Source organism: Anaerococcus groningensis (assembly GCF_046365465.1).
Lineage (GTDB): Bacteria > Bacillota > Clostridia > Tissierellales > Peptoniphilaceae > Anaerococcus > Anaerococcus groningensis.
On record NZ_JBGMEG010000004.1, the window covers coordinates 38690 to 60348 of the forward strand.

Annotated in this window: 22 protein-coding genes; 4 read left to right on the forward strand and 18 right to left on the reverse strand. The window is 32.5% G+C overall.

Translation table 11 applies throughout. The features are described from left to right. Positions 1-30: 30 nt before the first annotated feature. The 5 genes from AB9Q04_RS03350 to AB9Q04_RS03370 all read right to left on the reverse strand — a co-directional run bounded on the left by AB9Q04_RS03350 (position 31) and on the right by AB9Q04_RS03370 (position 4417). On the reverse strand, positions 31-1092 hold the full coding sequence (locus AB9Q04_RS03350) for a DUF4097 family beta strand repeat-containing protein (protein WP_410023964.1): 1062 nt from the start codon (positions 1090-1092) through the stop codon (positions 31-33). After that, the gene (locus AB9Q04_RS03355) at positions 1085-1441 is read right to left on the reverse strand and encodes a DUF2089 domain-containing protein (RefSeq protein ID WP_410023965.1); all 357 of its coding nucleotides are present in this window, start codon (positions 1439-1441) and stop codon (positions 1085-1087) included. Before AB9Q04_RS03355 ends, AB9Q04_RS03350 begins: the two co-directional genes overlap by 8 nt. A 156-nt stretch (positions 1442-1597) precedes the next feature. Then, positions 1598-2290, reverse strand: coding sequence for a hypothetical protein (locus tag AB9Q04_RS03360; protein ID WP_410023966.1), 693 nt, complete (start codon positions 2288-2290; stop codon positions 1598-1600). Next, positions 2287-3288 carry an LTA glycolipid anchor biosynthesis glycosyltransferase, IagA/BgsA family gene (locus AB9Q04_RS03365; RefSeq protein ID WP_410023967.1) on the reverse strand — a complete coding sequence of 334 codons (1002 nt, stop codon included), beginning with the start codon at positions 3286-3288 and terminating at the stop codon, positions 2287-2289. Before AB9Q04_RS03365 ends, AB9Q04_RS03360 begins: the two co-directional genes overlap by 4 nt. Continuing rightward, positions 3257-4417 carry a glycosyltransferase gene (locus AB9Q04_RS03370; protein WP_410023968.1) on the reverse strand — a complete coding sequence of 387 codons (1161 nt, stop codon included), beginning with the start codon at positions 4415-4417 and terminating at the stop codon, positions 3257-3259. Before AB9Q04_RS03370 ends, AB9Q04_RS03365 begins: the two co-directional genes overlap by 32 nt. Positions 4418-4519: 102 nt before the next feature. Here AB9Q04_RS03370 and AB9Q04_RS03375 point away from each other — a divergent pair, with 102 nt between their 5' ends. After that, positions 4520-4870: an SdpI family protein gene (locus tag AB9Q04_RS03375; protein ID WP_410023969.1), complete on the forward strand. Its 351-nt coding sequence runs from the start codon at positions 4520-4522 to the stop codon at positions 4868-4870. Between the two features lie 26 nt (positions 4871-4896). On the opposite strand, the gene AB9Q04_RS03380 is transcribed toward AB9Q04_RS03375, so the two are convergent. The 3 genes from AB9Q04_RS03380 to AB9Q04_RS03390 form a co-directional block, all read right to left on the reverse strand. Further along, positions 4897-6495: a hypothetical protein gene (locus AB9Q04_RS03380; RefSeq protein WP_410023970.1), complete on the reverse strand. Its 1599-nt coding sequence runs from the start codon at positions 6493-6495 to the stop codon at positions 4897-4899. Between the two features lies 1 nt (position 6496). Continuing rightward, positions 6497-7198, reverse strand: a complete 702-nt coding sequence (locus tag AB9Q04_RS03385) for an ABC transporter ATP-binding protein (protein WP_410023971.1) — start codon at positions 7196-7198, stop codon at positions 6497-6499. A 117-nt stretch (positions 7199-7315) separates the two neighbouring features. Next, a complete protein-coding gene (locus AB9Q04_RS03390; RefSeq protein WP_410023972.1) occupies positions 7316-7966 on the reverse strand; it encodes an HAD family hydrolase in 651 nt (216 codons plus the stop codon). A 183-nt stretch (positions 7967-8149) separates the two neighbouring features. Here AB9Q04_RS03390 and AB9Q04_RS03395 point away from each other — a divergent pair, with 183 nt between their 5' ends. Further along, positions 8150-9595 carry a nicotinate phosphoribosyltransferase gene (locus AB9Q04_RS03395; RefSeq protein ID WP_410023973.1) on the forward strand — a complete coding sequence of 482 codons (1446 nt, stop codon included), beginning with the start codon at positions 8150-8152 and terminating at the stop codon, positions 9593-9595. Next, the gene (locus tag AB9Q04_RS03400; protein ID WP_410023974.1) at positions 9592-10332 is read left to right on the forward strand and encodes an SDR family NAD(P)-dependent oxidoreductase; all 741 of its coding nucleotides are present in this window, start codon (positions 9592-9594) and stop codon (positions 10330-10332) included. Before AB9Q04_RS03395 ends, AB9Q04_RS03400 begins: the two co-directional genes overlap by 4 nt. Positions 10333-10362: 30 nt before the next feature. On the opposite strand, the gene manA is transcribed toward AB9Q04_RS03400, so the two are convergent. The 6 genes from manA to AB9Q04_RS03430 form a co-directional block, all read right to left on the reverse strand. Further along, positions 10363-11313, reverse strand: coding sequence for a mannose-6-phosphate isomerase, class I (gene manA / locus AB9Q04_RS03405; RefSeq protein ID WP_410023975.1), 951 nt, complete (start codon positions 11311-11313; stop codon positions 10363-10365). Between the two features lie 9 nt (positions 11314-11322). After that, positions 11323-12183, reverse strand: coding sequence for a D-alanyl-D-alanine carboxypeptidase family protein (locus AB9Q04_RS03410; RefSeq protein WP_410023976.1), 861 nt, complete (start codon positions 12181-12183; stop codon positions 11323-11325). Positions 12184-12279: 96 nt separating this feature from the next. After that, entirely contained in the window at positions 12280-12660 is a 381-nt protein-coding gene (locus tag AB9Q04_RS03415; RefSeq protein WP_410023977.1) for an FMN-binding protein, read from the reverse strand. A 119-nt stretch (positions 12661-12779) separates the two neighbouring features. Continuing rightward, the gene (locus AB9Q04_RS03420) at positions 12780-13253 is read right to left on the reverse strand and encodes a hypothetical protein (RefSeq protein WP_410023978.1); all 474 of its coding nucleotides are present in this window, start codon (positions 13251-13253) and stop codon (positions 12780-12782) included. 17 nt (positions 13254-13270) lie between these two features. After that, a complete protein-coding gene (gene radA, locus AB9Q04_RS03425; protein WP_410023979.1) occupies positions 13271-14635 on the reverse strand; it encodes a DNA repair protein RadA in 1365 nt (454 codons plus the stop codon). Further along, on the reverse strand, positions 14635-15924 hold the full coding sequence (locus tag AB9Q04_RS03430; RefSeq protein WP_410023980.1) for a glutamate-cysteine ligase family protein: 1290 nt from the start codon (positions 15922-15924) through the stop codon (positions 14635-14637). Before AB9Q04_RS03430 ends, radA begins: the two co-directional genes overlap by 1 nt. 112 nt (positions 15925-16036) lie before the next feature. On the opposite strand from AB9Q04_RS03430, the gene AB9Q04_RS03435 reads away from it, so the two are divergent. Continuing rightward, positions 16037-16492: a methylated-DNA--[protein]-cysteine S-methyltransferase gene (locus AB9Q04_RS03435; protein WP_410023981.1), complete on the forward strand. Its 456-nt coding sequence runs from the start codon at positions 16037-16039 to the stop codon at positions 16490-16492. A gap of 37 nt (positions 16493-16529) precedes the next feature. On the opposite strand, the gene AB9Q04_RS03440 is transcribed toward AB9Q04_RS03435, so the two are convergent. From AB9Q04_RS03440 to AB9Q04_RS03455, 4 genes are all read right to left on the reverse strand, one after another. After that, the gene (locus tag AB9Q04_RS03440) at positions 16530-17147 is read right to left on the reverse strand and encodes a Type 1 glutamine amidotransferase-like domain-containing protein (protein ID WP_410023982.1); all 618 of its coding nucleotides are present in this window, start codon (positions 17145-17147) and stop codon (positions 16530-16532) included. Between the two features lie 525 nt (positions 17148-17672). After that, complete coding sequence (locus AB9Q04_RS03445; RefSeq protein WP_410023983.1) at positions 17673-20105, reverse strand: ATP-dependent Clp protease ATP-binding subunit; 2433 nt, start codon at positions 20103-20105, stop codon at positions 17673-17675. Beyond that, positions 20087-21073 carry an ATP--guanido phosphotransferase gene (locus AB9Q04_RS03450; RefSeq protein ID WP_410023984.1) on the reverse strand — a complete coding sequence of 329 codons (987 nt, stop codon included), beginning with the start codon at positions 21071-21073 and terminating at the stop codon, positions 20087-20089. Before AB9Q04_RS03450 ends, AB9Q04_RS03445 begins: the two co-directional genes overlap by 19 nt. Further along, the gene (locus tag AB9Q04_RS03455; RefSeq protein WP_410023985.1) at positions 21070-21657 is read right to left on the reverse strand and encodes a UvrB/UvrC motif-containing protein; all 588 of its coding nucleotides are present in this window, start codon (positions 21655-21657) and stop codon (positions 21070-21072) included. The genes AB9Q04_RS03450 and AB9Q04_RS03455 overlap by 4 nt, the downstream gene beginning before the upstream one ends. Positions 21658-21659: the final 2 nt, after the last annotated feature.

The window sequence follows — 21659 nt, forward strand, 5'->3', positions numbered from 1 at the left end:
CTAGGGTGCTTTTTTTTAATTACTAAATTATTATCTAAGGTTGATTCTACCAAAGTCTGCTGCTGCAAAGATTTCTATATCTTCATTATCTAGGCTAGTAGAAACTTCGTAACCTTTTTCTTTTTGCATTTTATTTTTGTATTTATCACTTAAGTTTAAATTTTGGCTTAAAACTTCTGCCTTGATATTTCCCTTATATGATTCGCTATCTATTACTATATTTCCATAACCTGTGTTAAGATTGATTTTTTCTGCATCTTTGATGTTATAAATCCTGATGTTTCCAGAATGAGTATCTGCATCTAAATTTTTAGAATCTAGGCCATCCACTCTGATATTACCACTTACTACATCAATTTCTGCCCTATCGCCACTGATGTTTGCAAGATATACTGATCCATTTACATTATCTACTACTAAATCACCGTGGGTATTTTTGATATCTACCTTTCCGTTGGTATTTTGGATATCGATATTACCTTGGGAGTTGATTACATTTATTTTAGCATTTACAGAGTCGATTGTATTTTCACTAAAGTCTACATCTTCTATTTCAATGTTTCCATTTACTAGGTTGATATTTAAACTTTCATATATATTTTTGCCTAGGGCAAGATTTATAATTGATGTTGCTTCTATATTTTGGTAGGCTTCATCAACAGAAATATTTAAGCTATCTCCGATTATTTCTACATTGATATAATCATTTAATTCACCTTTTTTAGCCCAAATATCTTGCTTAAGGGTAATAGCAGAATCACTTGCTCTTTCAATCAAAACTTTACCACTTGGTATATCAATATTGACTGCATTTATTTCATCATCAATTCTCATTTCCCTATGGGTGTTGACTTGACCTTTGATATTGTATTGGTTAATATCTATATTATCCAAGTCGATATTAGAAATTGATTCAAAGGCATCTGTTGTTTTTTTGATGACACTTTCAATAGATTGGTTGATTTTTGCCATAAAGTCATTGTCATTGCGGCTTTTTTTATTGCCGATAGCATTTAATAAGTCATTTGCTTCATCAACGGTTATTTTGCCTTCTTTAAGCATTTCTAAAATAAATTGTTTTTCATCATTCATCTTTTAATTCCTCCAATAATTCACGGGCTTGATCAGCTGTAATTTCACCGTTATCAAGCATATTAAGGATATCTAGACGGCTTTCTTTCTTATCAATCTTGCCACCTAGTTTTGCTACTAACTTATCTATTCTATTTCTAACAGTTGGATAGGAAATGCCTATTTCTTCTCCTACATCCTTGATAGACCCTCTTTTTTGTAAAAATAATTCTATAAATTCTTTATCTTCTCTATCTAATCTGGCAAAGTTATCTATTTCAAACTCACCACTTACTTCTGTATAACAGCTATTGCATCTATATGATGTGATAATCATCTCATCACCACAGTTTGGACATTTATTAATCATTGCTAGCCTCCTTTTGATTATAGTATACTACGTTTTTAATTTTTGTAAAGTTGATTTTAATAAATTTAATATTTCTATTTGATTTTATCAATTTATTGATTTTATTTTATGCTATCAATAATTTTCGACAATAAAAAAGACCTGTATAAACAAGTCTTATAAGTAATCCTTAATCCAGTAAGATTTTAAGGTGCGGACTATCCATAGTATGGTATTTACCATTACTACAGCTAGAAAAAGCATACCTAAAAGCAAAAATGCTGCCATACTTGCATCATTTTTTATTAGCCTAGCTGGGAGAAAATTATATAAAAAAGCTGCTATAAAGAAAAAAACCATCCACTTTAAGGCAGTTTTTAAATTTCCATCAAAATCCGGAAAGATTAATTTCTTTTTGCCGTAGCGATTTTCAAAATTATCACGTTTTTCCCTTAAAATTTGTCTATCATTTTTATCTGCTTGGTCAATAAGAGCTGCATAATAATGGTCCATGTCTTCATTTGTAGTGGCATATTTTAATAGGTTTTTTATTTCATCATCACTGTAATCTTGATTTAAAATCTTACTGGTAATGGCAGCCTTTGATTTGTAGGTCCTGCGTTTTTCCCTTAGGAGTTTTAGTTTTTCAATGTCTTTAGTACTAGCTAAAAGATTTTCAGTTTCTGCTTCATATTTTCTTTGGTATTTTAAAAGATTTGTAAAAATAAAGACAAATACCAAAATCACAAACATTTGCGCAATCATAACTCCCATTTCGCTAAAGTTTAATAGGGTAGCAAGTCCCATAAATAAGGCTGGTATTAGGATTGTAATTATTGTTAATCCTAAAAATTTTAAAATAGATCTCATAGTTTCATTACCTTTTCATAACATTTCACTAGGCGCTTGCCAGTATTCATTATCGATTTTTCACTGGCCTTTTTGTAACCATTTTCTTTTAAAGAAGGCAGATCACCTTCTAAAATACCCTTTATTTTGTTTTCAAATTCATCATTAGTCTTGCCCTTATAAATATTTACTCCATCAATATAATCATCTTCAAAAATTTCTATGTCTCGAATTAAAATATCTGCCTTGGTGGCTAGGGCTTCTAAAAGGACAATGCCCTCAGTTTCTTCACGGGTTAAAAAAACATATAAATCTGACCCGCTATAGGCTTCTCTTACATCTTCACTTGAAATGTATCCTGGAAAATGTAAATTTTGAGGGGCCTTATCAATTAATTTTTTGATTTCAGCTGGCATAACTGCAGTATTTAACTTGCCAAACCAAACAAATTCGTATTCGGGCATTTTTTCTGCTAGATAAATAAAATTATCTATACCCTTTCTTTTTATGGGCAATCCTACTGAAATTATTGACTTTTTATTTTTATCTAAGCCGTATTTTTCATAAAAATTTGTCCTATCATGGGGTTTTTCTTGCCAAAAATCTAGGTCAATTCCATTTGAAACTACTTCTATTTCGGGTTTTAGCTTATAAGTTTCTAGAATTTTTTTAGAATACTCTGTCGGTGTAAGGATTAAATCTCCCTTGTTATAGCAATGCTCTAGCCACTTTTTAAAGGCTGGGGCTAGTTGATTTGAAAAGGCAAAGGAGTTTTTAAAGTCTTCTTTGGTGGAGTGGCCGTGGTAGACTACTTTTTTACCAGCTTTTTTTGCCTTATTTGCAAAGGCAACTGATTTTGGAAAAACTGTATTTATATGGACAATATCAAAATCTTCTCTCTCATCTAGGGTAAAATCGCACCCTACAAGAGATAAGGCCTTGATTTGATGATCAATGGCCTTACCTACTCCACTTTCTTTAACTGTTTCATAATCTTTTGAATATAAAAGGACTTTCATACGCATACTCATTTATTGCTTTGGTGTATAAATCTTCGCACTTGCTACCAAAACTTTCTACAGAAAAGTTTTCTAGGGCATAGTCCCTAGCATTTTTCGATAGTTGTTTTTGATAATCTGGATTGTCTAATATCTTATAAATATAGGTTTTAAATTCATCAAAATTATTAAATCTAAAACCATTAAAGCCATTTTTTAAAACCCCATCTAGGGAATCATCATCTCGGCAAATAGCCACCAAGCCATTTGAAAGAGCCTCATAATAAGTAAGGCCTTGGGTTTCTGATGTGGATGATGTGGTAAAAATATCCGCTGCTTGATAATATTTATTCACTTCACTCGGATTGACCATACCGACAAAGTGGGCACTTGCTTTTTCTTTTTCATTATAGGCCACAAGCTTATCATAATGTGGTCCTCCCCCAACTATAAATAATTCTATATTGCTATCAGCTAGCCTATGGTGAAAGTCAATTATCTCTTCGATATTTTTCTCCTCTCCCAAACGGCCTAGATATAATAATATTTTTTTATCCTTAGGTAGGTCTAGTTCACTTCGTAGGTCTTCCTCATATAAGTCCGCTATATGAACTCCTGTTGGTATAACTGCAATTTTTTCTCTTTTAATTTTGTATGACTCCAAGATTTTAGCAGTTTTTTCTGTTGGAGCTATTATATAATCGCACATGTCAGAAAAGTTTTTGCTAAAGGTCGCTACAATTTTTATCCCAGCACTCTTACTTCTTATAAAATAGTGGGTGTAATCTTCATAGACAGTATGATAGGTATGGACTAGGGGGATATTTAATATTTTTGATAAGGTTTTTGCCATCACAAAAGTAGAAAACTCGCACTGGCTGTGGATAATATCTGGCTCCCATTTTCTAATATTTCTAAGGTGGGTTTTTGCTAAAATATTTGTTATACGAGCTTGCGGATAGATTTTCTTTGCAGATAAAGATCCTATGTAGTACACTTCCCTGCTTTGATAACTAGAAATAGTGTTTGAAAGTGTTAGAATTCTTACCTCATGTCCCTGGCTTTCTAAATATTCTTTTAAATTTAGGACTGATCGCACCACCCCATTTACAACAGGGTAATACCAGTCACTTGTTATAAGTATTTTCATAAATTCCTCTGATATTACTATATTAGCTAAAAATCATTTTTACAATTTATCTTTAATAATCTATTTATCTTAGTATAGTTAAATAAGAAAACGAGGTGAAATATGGGACCCCTAATAGCAACTGATATTATGCTTTTTATATTTAGCATTTATATTGGCATATTTTTTAAACATTTTCATAGCAGTTACCCAGAAATGAGGGTAGGCTTTCACTTATGGGAAGTATGCTACAACAAAGACACTTGGGAATACGGCAACAAATTTGCCGGCAATCTTTCAATCATTTTAGGTATTATTTTATTTGCAATTATCTATCCAATCTGCCTATACCTAGAACTAAAAAGATCTTATATGACAGGGCTAATTATTATCCTAGCCATAATTTTCCTTTTACTTTTATTCTTTATAGTAAAGCTTAGGATACGCAAAAAATTTAATCTTAAGGATGAATAATAAGTAAGACGACAATTATTGCCGTCTTATTTTTTTATTTTAAAGGTCTTTTCCCCAATAGCTTTTACTAGGATATGAAATATTATTATTAAAAGAAATAAGACGACACTTAGTATTTCAAGGACAAATAGAGGGTCCTTATCTACCTTTGCCATAATTAGGGGAATTAAAAGTATATTTAAATAACCTAATAATGAAATCCAAAATTGGTATATATGACCAACTAGGGCTGCTTCGTGGTTAAAGGGTTGGAATAAATAATATATAGATAGGTTATAGGCTACATAAAATAAGTAGGCCACTAAAATAAATATCCCACAGATAGCTAGGCTTTTAAGACCAAAACTTTCAAATAAAAAAAATGCTAAGGCTAGATAAGCAAGACCTGCTAGGAGGCAAAAAATATTTATTTTAAGCAAAGACTTATACCTTAGCTTATAAAGTCCATAGACAGCTTCTTTTTCCTTATAAAAGCCATATTGGAGTAAGGGTCTATCACAGTTTAGGAAAAAGGCTCTATTAGTATTTGAACTATTAAATAAGATGCTAGCAAAGATTGGCAAAGTAAAGATTATAATATTAGCCACACCAAAGTTACTATCAAAATCTTTATAAACAAATTTAACGGTTAATAGCCCCACTAGTACCAGAGCAAATAAAATACCAGCTTTTTTGTAAAGGGGCTTTATAAGTAATCTCTTGTGCCTTGCAAAAAATAATTTATTTAAAAGATTATAACCATGGTAATTTTTACCTGCACTAGTATCTACATCACTATCCTTTAAAGCTAAACTATCATTGGCAATTTGCTCAAAATCTAAATTTGTATCTAGATCTTCTGTTCTTGCTACTTCTAATAACTTGCCATAGTCATCAAATCTTAAAAGATATTTGATAGCAAAAATAGATATGCTAAGACTAAGTACAAAAAATATCAATAAAATATTTGTATCAAAGCCCTTAACTCTCATAAGTATTGCAAAAAGTATTATAAATAAAGCTAGATTTACCCACCACTTATCTGCATATAGTTTTTCTTTTTTTTGTGAAAGAGTTAGAGTAATGGCATTTGAAATAATTCTTATAAAGGCAAGGCTAAGACTTATTAAAAAACTATTTTTAGATCCAAAAAATATGGCAAAGGCAACAGTCCTTCCAATCCCTATCCTAAGAGGATTAAATACCGCTTGGATCAAACCACTTTCTTTAGCAAGCATCCTATATTGTCTATTTAACTCGTGGATTTTTGCTTTATTACCAGCTACATCATTTGCTAACATTGAAATACTCAAATAAAAACTTAAAAAGGCTAAATTTGATCTTCCCAATTCAAAAAACTCTGTGAACATATTTTCTGGAAATTTCCAAGTCATTTGCACTAGCCGTAAAAAGGCTCCTGCCCAAACTAAGGCTATAAAAGATGAAAATATGCTTTTAAAAATTTGCCCAATAATACTAAATATAGGTCCTAGGGCAAAAACAAATTTCTTAAATCCATAACCTTTATACTTATCTCCAGTATATTTACCAATTAAAGGTAATTTATGAAAAAAGTGGATGATGTGGTTAACATTACTGGCAAGTCTAGTATTTTCTATAATCCTATATTTCTTATAATAATCCATCCTAGGCCTCCGTTTGTAATAGAGTTATTATCTTATCTTCAAAATCTGGATTATTTTTAATTTCCCTATCTACTTCTTCTATCTGACCCTTATGTAATAAAACTATTTCATCTGATATATCCTTAGCCAGGTCTAGAATATGGGTGGAGAAAATTATAATATGGTCGTTTTTTATAGATTTTATTAAATCTTTCATTTCTTTTTGCACTACTACATCAAGAGAATTTAAAGGTTCATCCATTAAAATTACTTTTGGTTTTAAAATAAGAAACATCATCATCTGAATTTTATTTCTCATACCTGTAGAGTAGCCTTGGATTAGCCTATCCTTATCTTCTTCCTCAAATCTTACAAGGTCAAAATAATAGGACGGATCTTTTAGATCTTTTATCCTATCTTTGTTTACCTCTATAAAAAATTTTATAAATTCCCTTGCTGTCAAAAACCTAGGCAGTTCAGGCTCTGCTAACATAAAAAATACATCCTTACTTGCTAGATTTATTTTCTCACCATTTTCTAGCAGGTAAGCTTTTCCACTATCTTTTTTAAGTTCTTTTGCAAGCAAAGAAAAAAGAGTAGTCTTTCCAGCGCCATTTCTTCCAAGTAGGGCATAGATAATCCCTTGGTCAAAAGTGGCAGATAAATCCTCTAAGACACTCTTTTGATCAAATTTTTTTGATAAATTTTCTATAACTAGCCTCATTTTCTTCTCCAATCCTTAAGCAATATATACTAAGGATATCAAAGGATTAAAATTTTAACTAGCTTGATTAATATTTTTTAATATTATATAAAGTATAATCAATATGTTTTTCTAAGTCTATATTCTTTTTATAGATGTTATCTCACTTGGGTCATCAATAATTGCATCTGGATTTTCTCTCTCTAATACTTCTCTTTTTCTAAATCCCCAAGAGCATCCTACGGTAAAGATACTTGCATTTCTCCCACACTTCATATCTACTTCACTATCCCCAAAGTACATAATTTTTGAAAATGGTACATCAAAGTGATTTGCTATTATCATAATTCCTTCTGGAGATGGCTTTCTCTTATAATCTTCCCTATAACCTAGGATATAGTCAAAATATCTTTCTCCAAAAATAGCCTTTAAAACCCTGTTGCTAGTTTCATCTGGTTTGTTAGAAAAAGCCGCTATGACTTCTCCATTTTCCTTTAATTTATCTAAAGACTCCCTTATACCATCAAAAGGCTTAGTTAGATAAACTGGATCATTATCGTAAGCTTCATTGTACCTATTATAAATTTCTTCTTTTAAAGCCTCATTTCCTGTAAATCCTACATAAGCCATAGTCTTATCTATCAAAACCCTAGGACCATTACCTACAAATTCTAGAACTTTTTCTTTAGGAATGGCTTTTAATTCGTATTTTCTTAAAGTTTCATTAAGGTGAAAACTTATGGCGTCGATAGTATCTAAAAGCGTACCATCTATGTCAAATATATACATTTTCCCTCCCTTTCTCATACTTTTCTCTTACTTAACCTTTACCCTAAAATAAAATTTTAATATAAATTTGCATAAAATACCTATAAACGGGCATAATTATAGGTAAGAATATTTTGCAAACATTTGCATTTTTGTCCCATTGTATATACAATGGAATAAGAAATAAATTGAAGAGAGGATATTATGAATAATACTAGAAATTTATCTATGCTCAGTGATTTTTATGAGTTTACCATGGCAAATGCCTATTTTAATCATGGCATGAAAGATACTATAGCAGTCTTTGACGCATTTTATAGGTCAAATCCAGATGAGGGCGGATATTCTATCTTTGCTGGTCTAAATGACATAATAGACTTTATCGAGAATCTACACTTTTCAGAAGATGATATAAATTATCTAAAAGAAGTTGGAGATTTTTCCGATGGCTTTTTAGAATATTTACGTGATTTTAAATTTACTGGCGATGTGTGGGCTTTTCCTGAAGGATCTGTTATGTTTCCTAATGAGCCAATCATTACAGTAAGAGCACCTATTATTGAATGTTCTATTATGGAGACATACCTACTTTTATCAATGAACTTTAACTCCTTGATAGCTACAAAGACAAGCAGGATTGTAAAAGCAGCTGGTGATAGGCTTGTTATGGAATTTGGTGCCCGCCGTGCCCAAGGAGCAGATGCATCTTTAACAGGTGCAAGAGCAGCCTTTATAGCAGGAGCACCTGTATCAAGTAATACACTTTCTGCCAAAACCTATGGCTTTAAGCCATCTGGTACTATGGCTCACGCTTGGATTCAAGCTTTTGATAGTGAATATGAAGCCTTTAAAGTTTATGCTGAAACTTATCCAGAAAACTGCACACTTTTAATCGATACCTACGATACAATTAATAGCGGCTTACCAAATGCTATGCGTATATTTAAAGAAGTTTTAGAACCAAAAGGCCTTACTGGTGGGGTGAGAATAGACTCTGGGGACCTTGCTTATTTATCTAAAGAAGTAAGAAAAATATTAGATGAAAATGGCTTTAAAGATACAAAAATAGTTGCATCTAATTCCCTAGATGAATTTAAAATAAATTCTCTAACAGCCCAAGGGGCAAAAATCGATGCCTTTGGTATAGGCGAAAGACTTATAACAAGTAAGTCTGACCCAGTATTTGGTGGCGTTTATAAACTAGTAGGCATTTATGAAAATGATGAGCTAAAAGCCCGTATCAAAGTTTCAGAAAATGTAGAAAAAATTACAACACCAGGCTTTAAAAAAGTTTACAGGCTATATGATAAAAATACTGGCAAGGCTGAGGCTGATTATATCGCTCTACGTGAGGAAGAAGTTGATGAGAGCAAACCTCTAGTAATCTTTGACCCATTATTTACATGGAAGATGAAAAAAATGGATAATTACGAAGCTCGCCTTATGCAAGTACCTATTTTTGAAGATGGAAAATTAATTTATAAGCAACCGGATATCCAAGAAATCCATGACTATTGTAAAAAAGAAATTAATAGCCTCTGGGAGGAAGTTAAAAGATTTGACCAACCTCACGACTACTATGTTGACCTTTCCCAAGACTTATGGAATCTGAAACAGAACTTAATTTTAGAAGCTAAAAGAGGTCTATGATTGCAATAATAACTGGGGCAAGCTCAGGCATAGGTAGAGAATTTGCCTATCAAGTTGATAATTTAAATTATGATGAGATTTGGCTAATAGCGCGTAGATACGAGCGCCTAGCAGACGTTAAAAGTAATTTAAAAAGTAAAACTAAAATCCTTGCCCTAGATTTATTAGATGAGGAAAGTTTATTTAAAATAGCAAATAAGCTTGAGTTTACAAGGGATAAAGTCGGACTTTTAGTAAATGCAGCTGGTGTTGGCTTTAATGATTATTTTGAAAACCTAAGTTTAGAAGCGAATAAAAAAACTATTGACTTAAATATCCTAGCTGCCAGCCAGATGATAAAAGTAATTTTGCCCCATATGGCAAAGAATTCTCTAATTATTAATGTGGCATCAGTGGCTGGTTTTATCCCCCAACCTAGGTTTGCAACTTATGCAGCAAGTAAGGCTTACTTGATAAGCCTATCTCGCGCCTTAAATAGGGAATTTGAGGATAAGAAAATCCATGTAGCAACCCTTTGTCCAAATCCTGTTAATACAGAATTTGGTGCAAATAATACCAGCGGCATTAAAAAATATGCGACAGAAGATATAAATAAGCTTGTAGCAAAAAGTTTAAAACAGGCTAAGTATAAAGATATTATCACAGTTCATCCATCTGCAAAATTTATGTTAGTGATTTCCAAAATCATCCCCCATTCTTTTATTATGTGGTTTGAGAGAATTTTAGGTTTGTACTGATATAACATTAAAAAAAGAGCCTTTTGGCTCTTATTTTTTTGCTATATTTGACTCTATTATGGTAAGGTCTCCATCAAATTCGTAGCTGGATACCTCATTTGTTAAGATAAAAAAGTCTCCTTTTTTGATATTGTATTCTTCTCCATCTACTTTTAAAACTCCAACCCCTTCTACAACCGATTCTAGCAAGTAGTCACTAGATCTTATAAGGTCTGTATGTCCATTTATTTCTAGTTTTCTTACTTCAAAAAAGTCATTTTTTGTTAGTATGGTTGTTATTAGATTGCCAGTTTCTTCTATTTCTATTTCTTTTTCATCTCTTACTTCATTTAGTTTTATAGCTTCAAGAGATTTTTCAATGTGAAGCTCACGCAAGTTTCCCTCTTTATCTGGCCTATCGTAATCATAGAGTCTATAGGTTATATCGCTTGCTTGTTGGATTTCTAAAATTAGACAACCTTTTTTTATAGCATGGACTGTGCCCGCTGGTACAAAGAAAAAATCCCCCTTATTTGCTGGAACTTCTTTTAAAACTTCATCCCACTTTTTGTTTTGAATTTTTTCTACAGCTTCATCTTTACTACTAGCATTTAGTCCATAAATTATAGAAGCTGGGTTTTCGTTTAAGATATACCAGCACTCGGTTTTACCCCTAGAATTTTCTAATTTTTGCCCCATTTCATCATCTGGGTGGACTTGGATAGATAAATCATCAGTCGCATCGATTATTTTTACTAAAAGCGGGAAGGATTTTTCTTCTGATCCACCAAATAATTCTTTGTGGTTTTTGTAAATATTTTTTAGACTCTCTCCTGCAAGCTCTCCATTTATAACAACAGAACTTGCATCATCCATGCCGGATATGGCCCAGTATTCTCCAACGTTTGTAGAGTCTATATCATAGTCAAATTCTTCTTTTAATCTAGATCCTCCCCAAACTTTATCTACAAAGTCTCCTTGTAAAATCAAAACTTTTTGCATAATCTCTCCTTAAAGCCTATTTAAAATATCTAGCGTATCCCTTACTTGCCCATCGCCTGGATTGTCAATATCATCGTAGGGTGCGCCTAAAGTTACTATAATATATTCCTTCCCATTTTTAACAGAAAGTGTCGCCCAACATAGGCCGGCCTTATCAGTTGTACCACTTTTACCACCAATTATTTCAAAACCCTCTTGGTCATAATCTTTTAGTTTATCAAAAACGGTACTTGTCATATATAAACCTTCTGGGTGATTGTCATTTGGCTGGCTTAAGTAATCTTTTTTAGTAAATATGGCTCTAAAATTGCCATCATTTAGGGCATATTTTAAAAGCATGGCCATATCTTTGGCGGATGAATAATGACCTATGGCGTCCATACCATCTGCATTTTGAAAATGGGTATTCTTTAATTCTAGCTCTTCGCATTTTTCATTCATAAGACCCACAAAACCTAAGACAGATCCAGAAATATTTATAGCTATAGAATCTGCTGCCTCACCCCCTGATGGAAGCATGGCCCCATAGAATAAATCTCGATAGGTGGTCATCTCTCCACCAAAAAATCCTGCCATGGATGCATTTTCTGCTACCAGCCTCTGGTAACTTTCTGTATCTACCGGTGCTATTTCGCCCAAATCATTTATTTTCTCAAGCCCTACTAAGACTGTCATCATCTTTGTAAGGGAAGCCATAGGCAATTTTTCATCTTCATTCTTACCTGTTACTTTTCTATCATCAGTTAGATTATAAACATAAACTGCCTCTGAATTATAAGTATAGACCTCGCGATTCTTATATCTTAATACTACAAAAAGACCTATTATAAGTATAGGAATTGCTAATAAACTATATGATTTCTTTTTCATAAAACCCTCTATAAATTTTTTTCATAACCACTATACATTATAAAAAGATTTTTAACAAAGAAAAACCACCCCTAGGGGTGGTTAATTTAAAATAAATTATTTTGCGTTTGTGATTGCTTCATCAACTGCTGTTTTGAAAGCTTCAGATGTTACTGTTGCACCTGATACGTTATCAACGCCTTCTGTACCATTTTTTTCTACTACTGCTTTTTCAAGTTCTGGAATAGCAGCTGCTCCGATATCTTCTGTTTCTTCGTGAGTTGTTTCTACTTTTTCGATAACTCCGTCTTCACCAAAGTGAACTTTTACGTTGATATCTCCACCGTAACCTGCAACTGTTGCTTCACCTAATGATGGTGCTGCTTCTTCTGCTGGTACTGTTTCTGCATTATCTGCAGTATTGTTTGCATCATTTCCACAAGCTGAAAATGCAAATGCCATAGCTGCTACTAGAGCAAATTTATTTAAGTTTTTCATAAAACTCTCCTTAATATATGTACGCCATAATAGGCAACTTTATGCAAGATTTCTTGCATTCATATTTTGTATAGCTATTATAACACAAATTTAAATAAAATCAAGTTTAACAATATTTTTTACTTGGCAGTATTAATATCGATATTGCCTTTGCTATCTGTTTTAAAATTAGTCTCTCTGACTTTCCCAGTTCTCGCGTTAAACAAATATTGTTTACCATTTTGATTTATAAAAAAGTAGTACCTTTCCTCACTAAAGGGATTAAGAGAGCTTACCTTCTCACTACTATTAGGCATGATAAGAAAGCCAGATCCATAATTTTCATCTATAACTTTATAAGCGTAATCTGTTGTATACTTGGGTAAGGATACAAAATATAGGGCGAAAATTATAGTTGCTATTAAATACTTAGGGTATTTTGGGGGATGCTTTAAATAATAATCTATACCTAGAACTATGAAAATGGGCACCATGAAAAATAAAACATTTCTATTTTTAGCAAAAAATGTGTTGTTTGTATAAGATAGCAACATCCAAGAGATAAAGAAAAATGCATAATTACCCCTATCATCGTTTTTCAGCCAATCTTTCATAAACTCCTCCTTAGAAACTATCTAAAACAATCATCAATTACTTGCCTAATATTTGCTCTTTGTATAACCTTTATACCAGTAAATTCACTCTCATCAACAGAGTTTCTAGCCACAAAGCACTTTTTATAGCCAAGTCTCTCTAATTCTTTGATGCGTTGCTTGATTTGAGGCACTTTTTTAAGTTCTCCTGTAAGTCCTACTTCAGCAATAAATACTGTTTTATCATCTATTGGTTTTTTTAGCAGAGAAGATGCAATAGACATCATTATAGCAAGGTTTACTGATGGCTCGGATAATTTAAGGCCTCCTGTTGTTTTTATGATTACATTGTAGTCAAAAAGATTAAGTCCTGCACGCTCTTGTAAGATGGATATTAATGTATTTAAATCATCTTTTCTAAGAGAGTCCCCTATTCTTTGTGGATATGGAAGAAATGATTTGCTGACCAAAGATTCTATTTCTACTTCTAATAACCTAGATCCTTCCTTGGTTACAGAAATAGCTGATCCTTCGATTTCATTTTCACGGGCTGTGATAAAATATTCACTTGGATTAGATATTTCAATAAGTCCATCTTCTGTCATAGAAAACAGTCCAATTTCACCAGTACGGCCAAACCTATTTTTTGTTGAAGTTAGAACCCTTAAGTCCTCGTCACTTTCTCCATCCAAAACCAAAACGGTATCTACCAAGTGTTCCAAAGTACGTAGTCCTGCCATCTCATTGGCCTTGGTCATGTGACCAATCATAATAATAGCGCGTTTTTTGTACTCGTCTTTGGCTATTTCCACTGCCTTATTTGCTACTTCTATAGTTTGAGTAGGGCTACCTGCCTTGTTGTCAAATTCCGCCAAGGTAAAAGTTTGGATAGAATCTAGAAAAACTACATCTGGATCTATATTTTTTATTTCATTTACCGCACTATCCATGGAATTTGTAGAAAGAATCCATACATTTTCTGGTAAATTTTTCATAATCCTATCGGCACGGGATTTTATTTGACTTTCTGATTCTTCGCCAGATACATAAAGGACTTTTAAGTCTTCATCTGCATAGGCTTTGGATAGTTGGAGGAGGAGGGTAGATTTACCCGCTCCAGGTCTTGCAGTTAGGATTGTAACACTATCTCGTACCAATCCCCCACCAACCGCACGGTCAAATTCATCAAAAGTGGACTTTATTCTTTCTGATTCGTTTATCTTTATACTATTAAGTTTTTTTGCAGCCTTTTCATCTACAACTACATTGGCTTTATTTTTACTTTCTTTTACTGTTACTTCAACTAAAGAGCCCCATTTGCCACATTCTGGGCACTTACCTGCCCAAAGTGGTTGGGTGTGGCCGCAGTTGGTACATTCAAAGGCTTTCTTTATTTTTGCCACTAGTTTTCCTTTACAAATTTATTTACAGAATATTGGTAAATAGCATCCTTTGGATTTTCTTTGTATAAAGCTTCATAAATATCTCTTGGAGTTTGATCTTTTTTAAGCAGTTCTTCTAAAGGATCGATATACTCACGGTCCTCTTTTATCATTTCTGTAACTAATAGCATCCATTCAGAGATTTTCTTATCTTTATATACGGCATCTACACCTTGCATTACTGCTTTATCTTTTAACTTTTGTGATTTCTCATAGGTCATATCAGCAAATAAGTCATATAAAAAGTCTAAAATTTCTTCATCATAGAACATATTTTTAATAAGGGCTACTGCTGCAAAATTATAAGGGTAAGGAACATTATCAGGCATCCTTACTTCTATATATGTTTTAACTCTAACATCAGGAAATACTATAGAAAGAGCGTGATTAATCATATCTAGAGTCATATCTTCATTATCAAAAATTTCCTCAAAAGGAGTATTAGCTGTATAAATATCCTTACCATCTTTGTGAATAAATATACTATCAGTAGCTAATATTTTTGCTGCATATTTCTCGTAAGATAAATCGCTATCAAAGGCAAAATCGTATATGCCAGAGCGACTCTTATCACAATGATCCCATATAGTTTGGCGAAGATTATGCTTTGGATATACTTCACCTTCAAAAATATAGGCATTATCAAAAGTACTATACAAAAAGGTAGATACAGCGTTGGCAACAAAAAATTTTTTCTTAAAGTCTTCTTCATCCTTATAGTCTATTGCAACTTGTAAAGACCCAGATCCCTTCATCATGTTGTATGGACTAGTTCCACCAAAATCTTTGAAATATTGGGACATATATTTATAACGTTCTTTTGGTATAAAGGGTAGGTTTTCAATTTTTGTCTTTGGTTGGTAGCCAACTTGGGCTAAGAGCTGGTTTTTATTATCAAAAACCGGAATAAGCTCAGCCATGACTTTTTTGTAATTATCAAAAAGCTCATCCATAGTTTTTTGGGCAGCGTAGGCTACTTCAAACTGGGCAGCAGGTTCTATTGATATAGAGAAGTTATCTGCATTAAGGCCCATGATATTATCTTTCTCATAAGAAGCATCATAGCCCATTTTTTCAATCTCTTCTAAAGAATCACGCACTCCGCCTTCTTCTTCATAAGTTAAAGTCTCCATAGTATCAGCATCTATAACAAAATGTTCAACTTCAAAACCAACTTTGAAGTCATCCACACTTTTTTCTCCAGATTCTATGTATCCGGCAATAGCTTCAATTTTTTTATCGTAGTTCATAATTACCTCGATTCTTGAATTTTATTTATGATTATTATACATTAAAATTTAAAAATTTTAATTTTTTTACCTATTATTATGAGATTTTACCCATATATATTAAAATTAAATTATGAAGACTGCATTTTATCAAACAGATGTAGGTATTATTAAAATTACCTACCAAGAAAAAATATCAAAAATTGAGCTAGTCGCTGGCATAGATGATAAAGATGAAAAAAATGAAATCACAGATAAGGTTATAGATGAGCTAAAGGAGTACTTAAAAGGAACTAGAAAAAATTTTACTATCTATGATTTCATACTTTTAGAGGGAACAGATTTTCAAAAAAGAGTTTGGCAAGAACTTTTAAATATCCCCTACGGACAAACTAAAACATATAAAGAAATAGCAAGAGGAATAAATAATGAAAAAGCGACAAGAGCTGTAGCAACCGCTATTGGCAAAAATCCTTTGATGATAATCATCCCCTGCCACAGGGTAATTGGCAGTGATGGGAAGCTGCGTGGTTATGCTTATGGGCTTGATGTAAAGAAAAAATTACTTGCCCTTGAAGATAATAATTAAATTACAACCAAAAAAGCAGGAAATCCTGCTTTTAAAACTAATCACCAAAATCTATTCCATACTCATTTTCCTTAAGATGACTTATGCTACTCTTATTATTTATAACCCATATTGGTAGAGTATCTGCATAGGTCTTGTGAATTTTTTCTGCAGCTTCTTCAAAGGGTTCCTCACCCCAGTGTGGGAGCGGATAAAATTCTACTAAGTTTAGGGCCGTTGTTGATTTTAATTCAGGAGCAGCTTTTGGGTCGTCCATGTATTTTATATATTCTATATTTGGACTAGCAATAATTGATCCTGCTGATTCGCCCACATAGACCATGCCCTTATCTACTCTTTCTTTGATTAATTCCAATAAGTTTTTCTTTTTTAATTCTTGGAGCAAATAAAAAGTATTACCTCCTGATACATATAAAATCTCGGTATCACTTATAATTTCCTTGGCATCACTTTGCTCTAGCTTGTTTACTTTTAGGTCTTTTATTTCAAATCCTTTTTTTATAAAATATTCACGTGCGTCATCTACATACTGGGTGTATGGCGAAACTTCTGCCGCAGTTGCTACAAATGTTATTTCTCTTGCTTGATATTTTTCAATAAATCTCTCAAATCCATTTTTTGCCCCAACTAGGGATGATGATAAAAATATGTTCATTTAATCTCCTTACTTATATATAGAAATTTTCTTGACCATTTCCCGATATTTTCCTTCTTAGCAAAATTACAATAAATAAATCCAAAAATATTTCTATTATTATACACACAAAAATTGTGCGATGTATAGAATATCCTTGTAATATATATATTGACACAAGGTAGGTAAGTCCATTTACTATTTTATATTTAATCCTAAAACTTGTTGCCGAAAATCTGCAGGGTGTATAAATTATCAATAGTATCGTATAAAGTACGATGACATTTATATAAAAGTTTACATTAGCTATGTATGGTTAATAGTCTATTGTGTTAGAAATTGACCTGACATGCACGATTGTAATATGATAATTAATATTGATATGCCAAGGATTACTAGGTTTATTTGTCTTTAATTTTCTATGTTTTTTATTTTTCCATAATCCACCTTTCTTGTATTTATAGTGTATTATTACCCTTAATTTGGAGGTTTTTTATAAAATAAAACCACCCCTCGGGGTGGCTTTGAGTAGCTATTATCTCATGATTATTCTGCTATATCTGTTGCTAAAGCTTCTTTCTTTTTGCCTTTTACATTTTCAAATTGTAGTTCATCATCTTTTACAGATAATTTGATGATGGCATCTCTGTTTAATTTGTTATCTAGGATATCTTCTGCGAGTCTATTGTCTATCATTTTTGTGATATGACGTTCTAGTGGTCTTGCTCCGTATTCTTCGTTAAAGCCTTCTTTTGCTAGAAGTTTTACTACTTCTTCATCGTAAGTAATATCAATGTCGATATTATTTAGTCTTTCTCTAGTTTTTTCTAGCATTAACTTAGTGATTTCTTCTATGTTTTCTTCACTTAGTGGATTAAACATAATCACTTCATCAAGTCTATTTAAAAATTCTGGAGCAAAGGCATTTTTTACTTCACGTTCTATGATTTCACGAGTACGGTCAGCGTTTTTCTCTTCTGGATCTCCAGTTTCAAAACCTATTGCTTGTTTTTCATTTAGGCTTGATACTCCTATATTACTTGTCATTATGATGATAGTGTTTTTAAAGTCTACTGTGCGACCTTGACCATCTGTTAGACGTCCATCATCTAGGATTTGTAATAGTAAATTGAAAATATCTGGATGAGCCTTTTCAATTTCATCAAATAATACAACTGAGTAAGGGTGGTTTCTTACTTGTTCTGTTAGTTGGCCACCTTCTTCATAGCCTACATATCCTGGAGGAGATCCTACTAGACGTGAAACTGCAAATTTTTCCATATATTCACTCATATCCATACGGATTAGGTGCTGTTCTGATCCAAATATATTTTCTGCAAGTGATTTTGCAAGGTATGTTTTACCAACACCTGTTGGTCCTACAAATATAAAAGAACCGATTGGTTTTGATGGATCTTTTAGACCAACTCTTGCACGTTTTATAGCATGAGCTACAGATTTTATTGCATCTTCTTGGCCAATTACTGTGCCTTTTAAGTCTTCATCTAGGTTGGCATATTTTTCTTTTTCATCTTCAGTTAATTTTGTAACTGGAACCTTTGACCAAGATGCAACTATGCTTGCTATATCATCAAAGTCGATAAACAAGTTTGGTTTGTCTTTATTTTTCTTTTCAATTTCTGCTTCAATTTCAAATCTAGCTTGGTTGATGCGATCTCTTAGTTCTGCAGCTTTTTCAAAGTCTTGGTCTTTGACTGCTTGTTCTTTTTCAGAAACTAATTCGTTAATTTTTTCTTCTGGGTTACTTTCAGTTTCTTCTTCCTGATAAGCCTTAATACGCACCTTACTCATAGCCTCATCGATAACATCTATGGCCTTGTCTGGTAAAAATCTATCATTGATATATCTATCAGTTAGTTCTACTGCTGCATTTATAGCTTCATCAGTTATTTCTACTCCGTGGTGAGATTCGTACTTATCTTTTACTCCATAAATAATTTTACGGGTATCGGATAGTGATGGCTCTTCCACTTGGATAGGTTGCATACGACGGGTTAGGGCACTATCTTTTTCTATATATTTTCTATATTCTTCTATAGTTGTAGCCCCTATTATTTGAATATCACCTTTGGCTAAGATTGGTTTTAGGATATTTGCAGCATCCATAGATCCTTCTGCTGCTCCAGCACCTAGCACCATGTGAAACTCATCGATAAATAATATAATGTCATCGCGAGTTGCTAGTTCATCAAATAATTTTTTAAGCCTATCTTCAAAGTCTCCACGGTATTTGGTACCTGCTATCATGCTTGCTAAGTCAAGACTTAAGATAGTTTTATCTTCAATTATTGTTGGCACTTCACCTTCTACAATTCTTTGAGCAAGGCCTTCTGAGATTGCAGTTTTACCAACACCTGGCTCACCGATTAGGATAGGGTTATTTTTTGTTCTACGCATTAAAATTTGAATAACACGTTCTATTTCATCATCACGGCCTATAACTGGATCAATTTTTCCAGTTTCCGCTTCTTCATTTAAGTCTCTAGCATAGTTTGAAACATTTTCTGAAAGGTCTTTGCTAGATCCAGCTTGGGGAGCTTGGTCTTTTAATAAATCCTTTAAGTTTCTTTTTACAACTTCTTTTTCAACTCCTGATAATAAAAACATAATGTTTGTTAGGGAGTCATCATCTTCAAGAATTGCAAATAAGACATCTTCTTCGCCTGCTGAGGCTTGGCCGTATTTATTTGCATTTAGTCTTGCTAGTTCTAATATTTGTCTTACTTTTTTACTATATTCTGTTGCAGGACGCATAGCTTGGCCCTTGCCTATATTATTTATTACAACTTGGCGGAGTAAATCATAATTGGCACCGGCAGCTTCTAGTGCTTTTGTCGCAACAGAACCTGTTTTCATTAAAGCAAGAAGTAAGTGCTCTGTACCGATATAATCGTGGTTTAGAGAGTAGCTTTCACGTCTTGCTTGCTGGGTTAGTTTATTTAATCTGTTAGCTTCCATTGCCTCTCCTTCATATAAGAGTTTAAAAACTCATATCTCTCTGGGTCTTTTTTGCCCTTGTACTTATTTTTTGTCAGATTAAAGATTAAATAATCAAGCTCATTGCTAGTTAAATCAGTATTAAATCCAAGTTTGTTATATTTTTTAAGTTTATAAAGCTCACTTGCAATAGTATTTAAACTTGTTAGCTTTCTAGAGTTTAGATTATTTAAGCTTATAGCTATTTGTTCGATAATATCATCATCTGATACGTTATTTAATACCTGGTAATCTCTTCTAAATCTTCTTTCATTTCTTACTAGTGAGTCAATATTTGCACTAAGTTTTTTAATATATTCATCCATATCATCACGGTAGTTACCAAAGTTTTTTACAAGATATATATCATCTACATATCTATCATAGTAGCTTGGTATATAGCGAGTGCCATACATACCGTGGCTTAATAAACCTTGTTTAAAACCATAATAGGATTCTTCAGCATCTACTAGGGCAAATAAAAACATTTTAAGTCTTACTTCTAGCCCTGCACCATTATTTCGTCCATCACTAGTCAGATACCCAAATTCTGGTGTAAAGGCAAAATCTAATTTTTGGTCTAATTCTTTTTCAATTTCATTGACTCTTTTATAAGCCTTTTTGACATCCATATCAAAATTTCTGTAATTTATAGCTATATGGTCGCGGTCATTTACAGTAATGATATAATCATCACCAAAAATCACTGCAATCTCAGCTAATTTGCTAGTACAATCTTCTGATAAGACCATGTCATTTATAAGCTTATTTAAAGTATTTTCATCAATTTCATTTAATAAGGCTAGTTGATCTGGATATATATCTTTGATTATTTCTATAACTTTTTCACTATCTTCATAGGTCATAGTTGTTGGAAAATCAAAGCCATCTATATTGCGTCTTAAAGAAAGATTTGAATTTAGAATTATATCTTTTGCATAATCTATCAATTTTTCACCTTCATATTTAAATCATCTATTTGCTCTTTTAAATCAGCAGCTTGCTCATAATCTTCAGTTTCTATTGAAAGATCTAGCTTTTCTTGTAGATTTTTTATCTCAAGAGCTACTTCTTTAAATTCACGGTCTTTTTTAGGTAGTCTACCTGTGTATTTATCGTAATTATTGTAAGTTTTTAAAACTTTTTGAGTTAGACTATCGCTAAGTTTATAGCACTCTTTACAACCAAAAATACCATTTCTAATATTTGATTCTAAGTTGCCACAATTTGGACAAGCTCTTTGGCTTAGTCCTTCCATATATGAATATGGATGATTGTTAAGATTGTATTTATATTCATAATATCCATCAATCATATCATCTAAAGATGGTACAAATTTTTGGATTAGACTTTCTAATTTTTTGTTATTTAAATTAAGTTTATGAAATCCACCTTCACTTGGCATAGAGTCTTCATCAGTCATATCTGTGTATGTTTTTAAACAATCATTACATAGATAAAAATCATGCTCTTGTCCATTTATTATAGCTTTGACACTTACTGAAGCATCTTTGCCACATTTTTCACATTTCATAA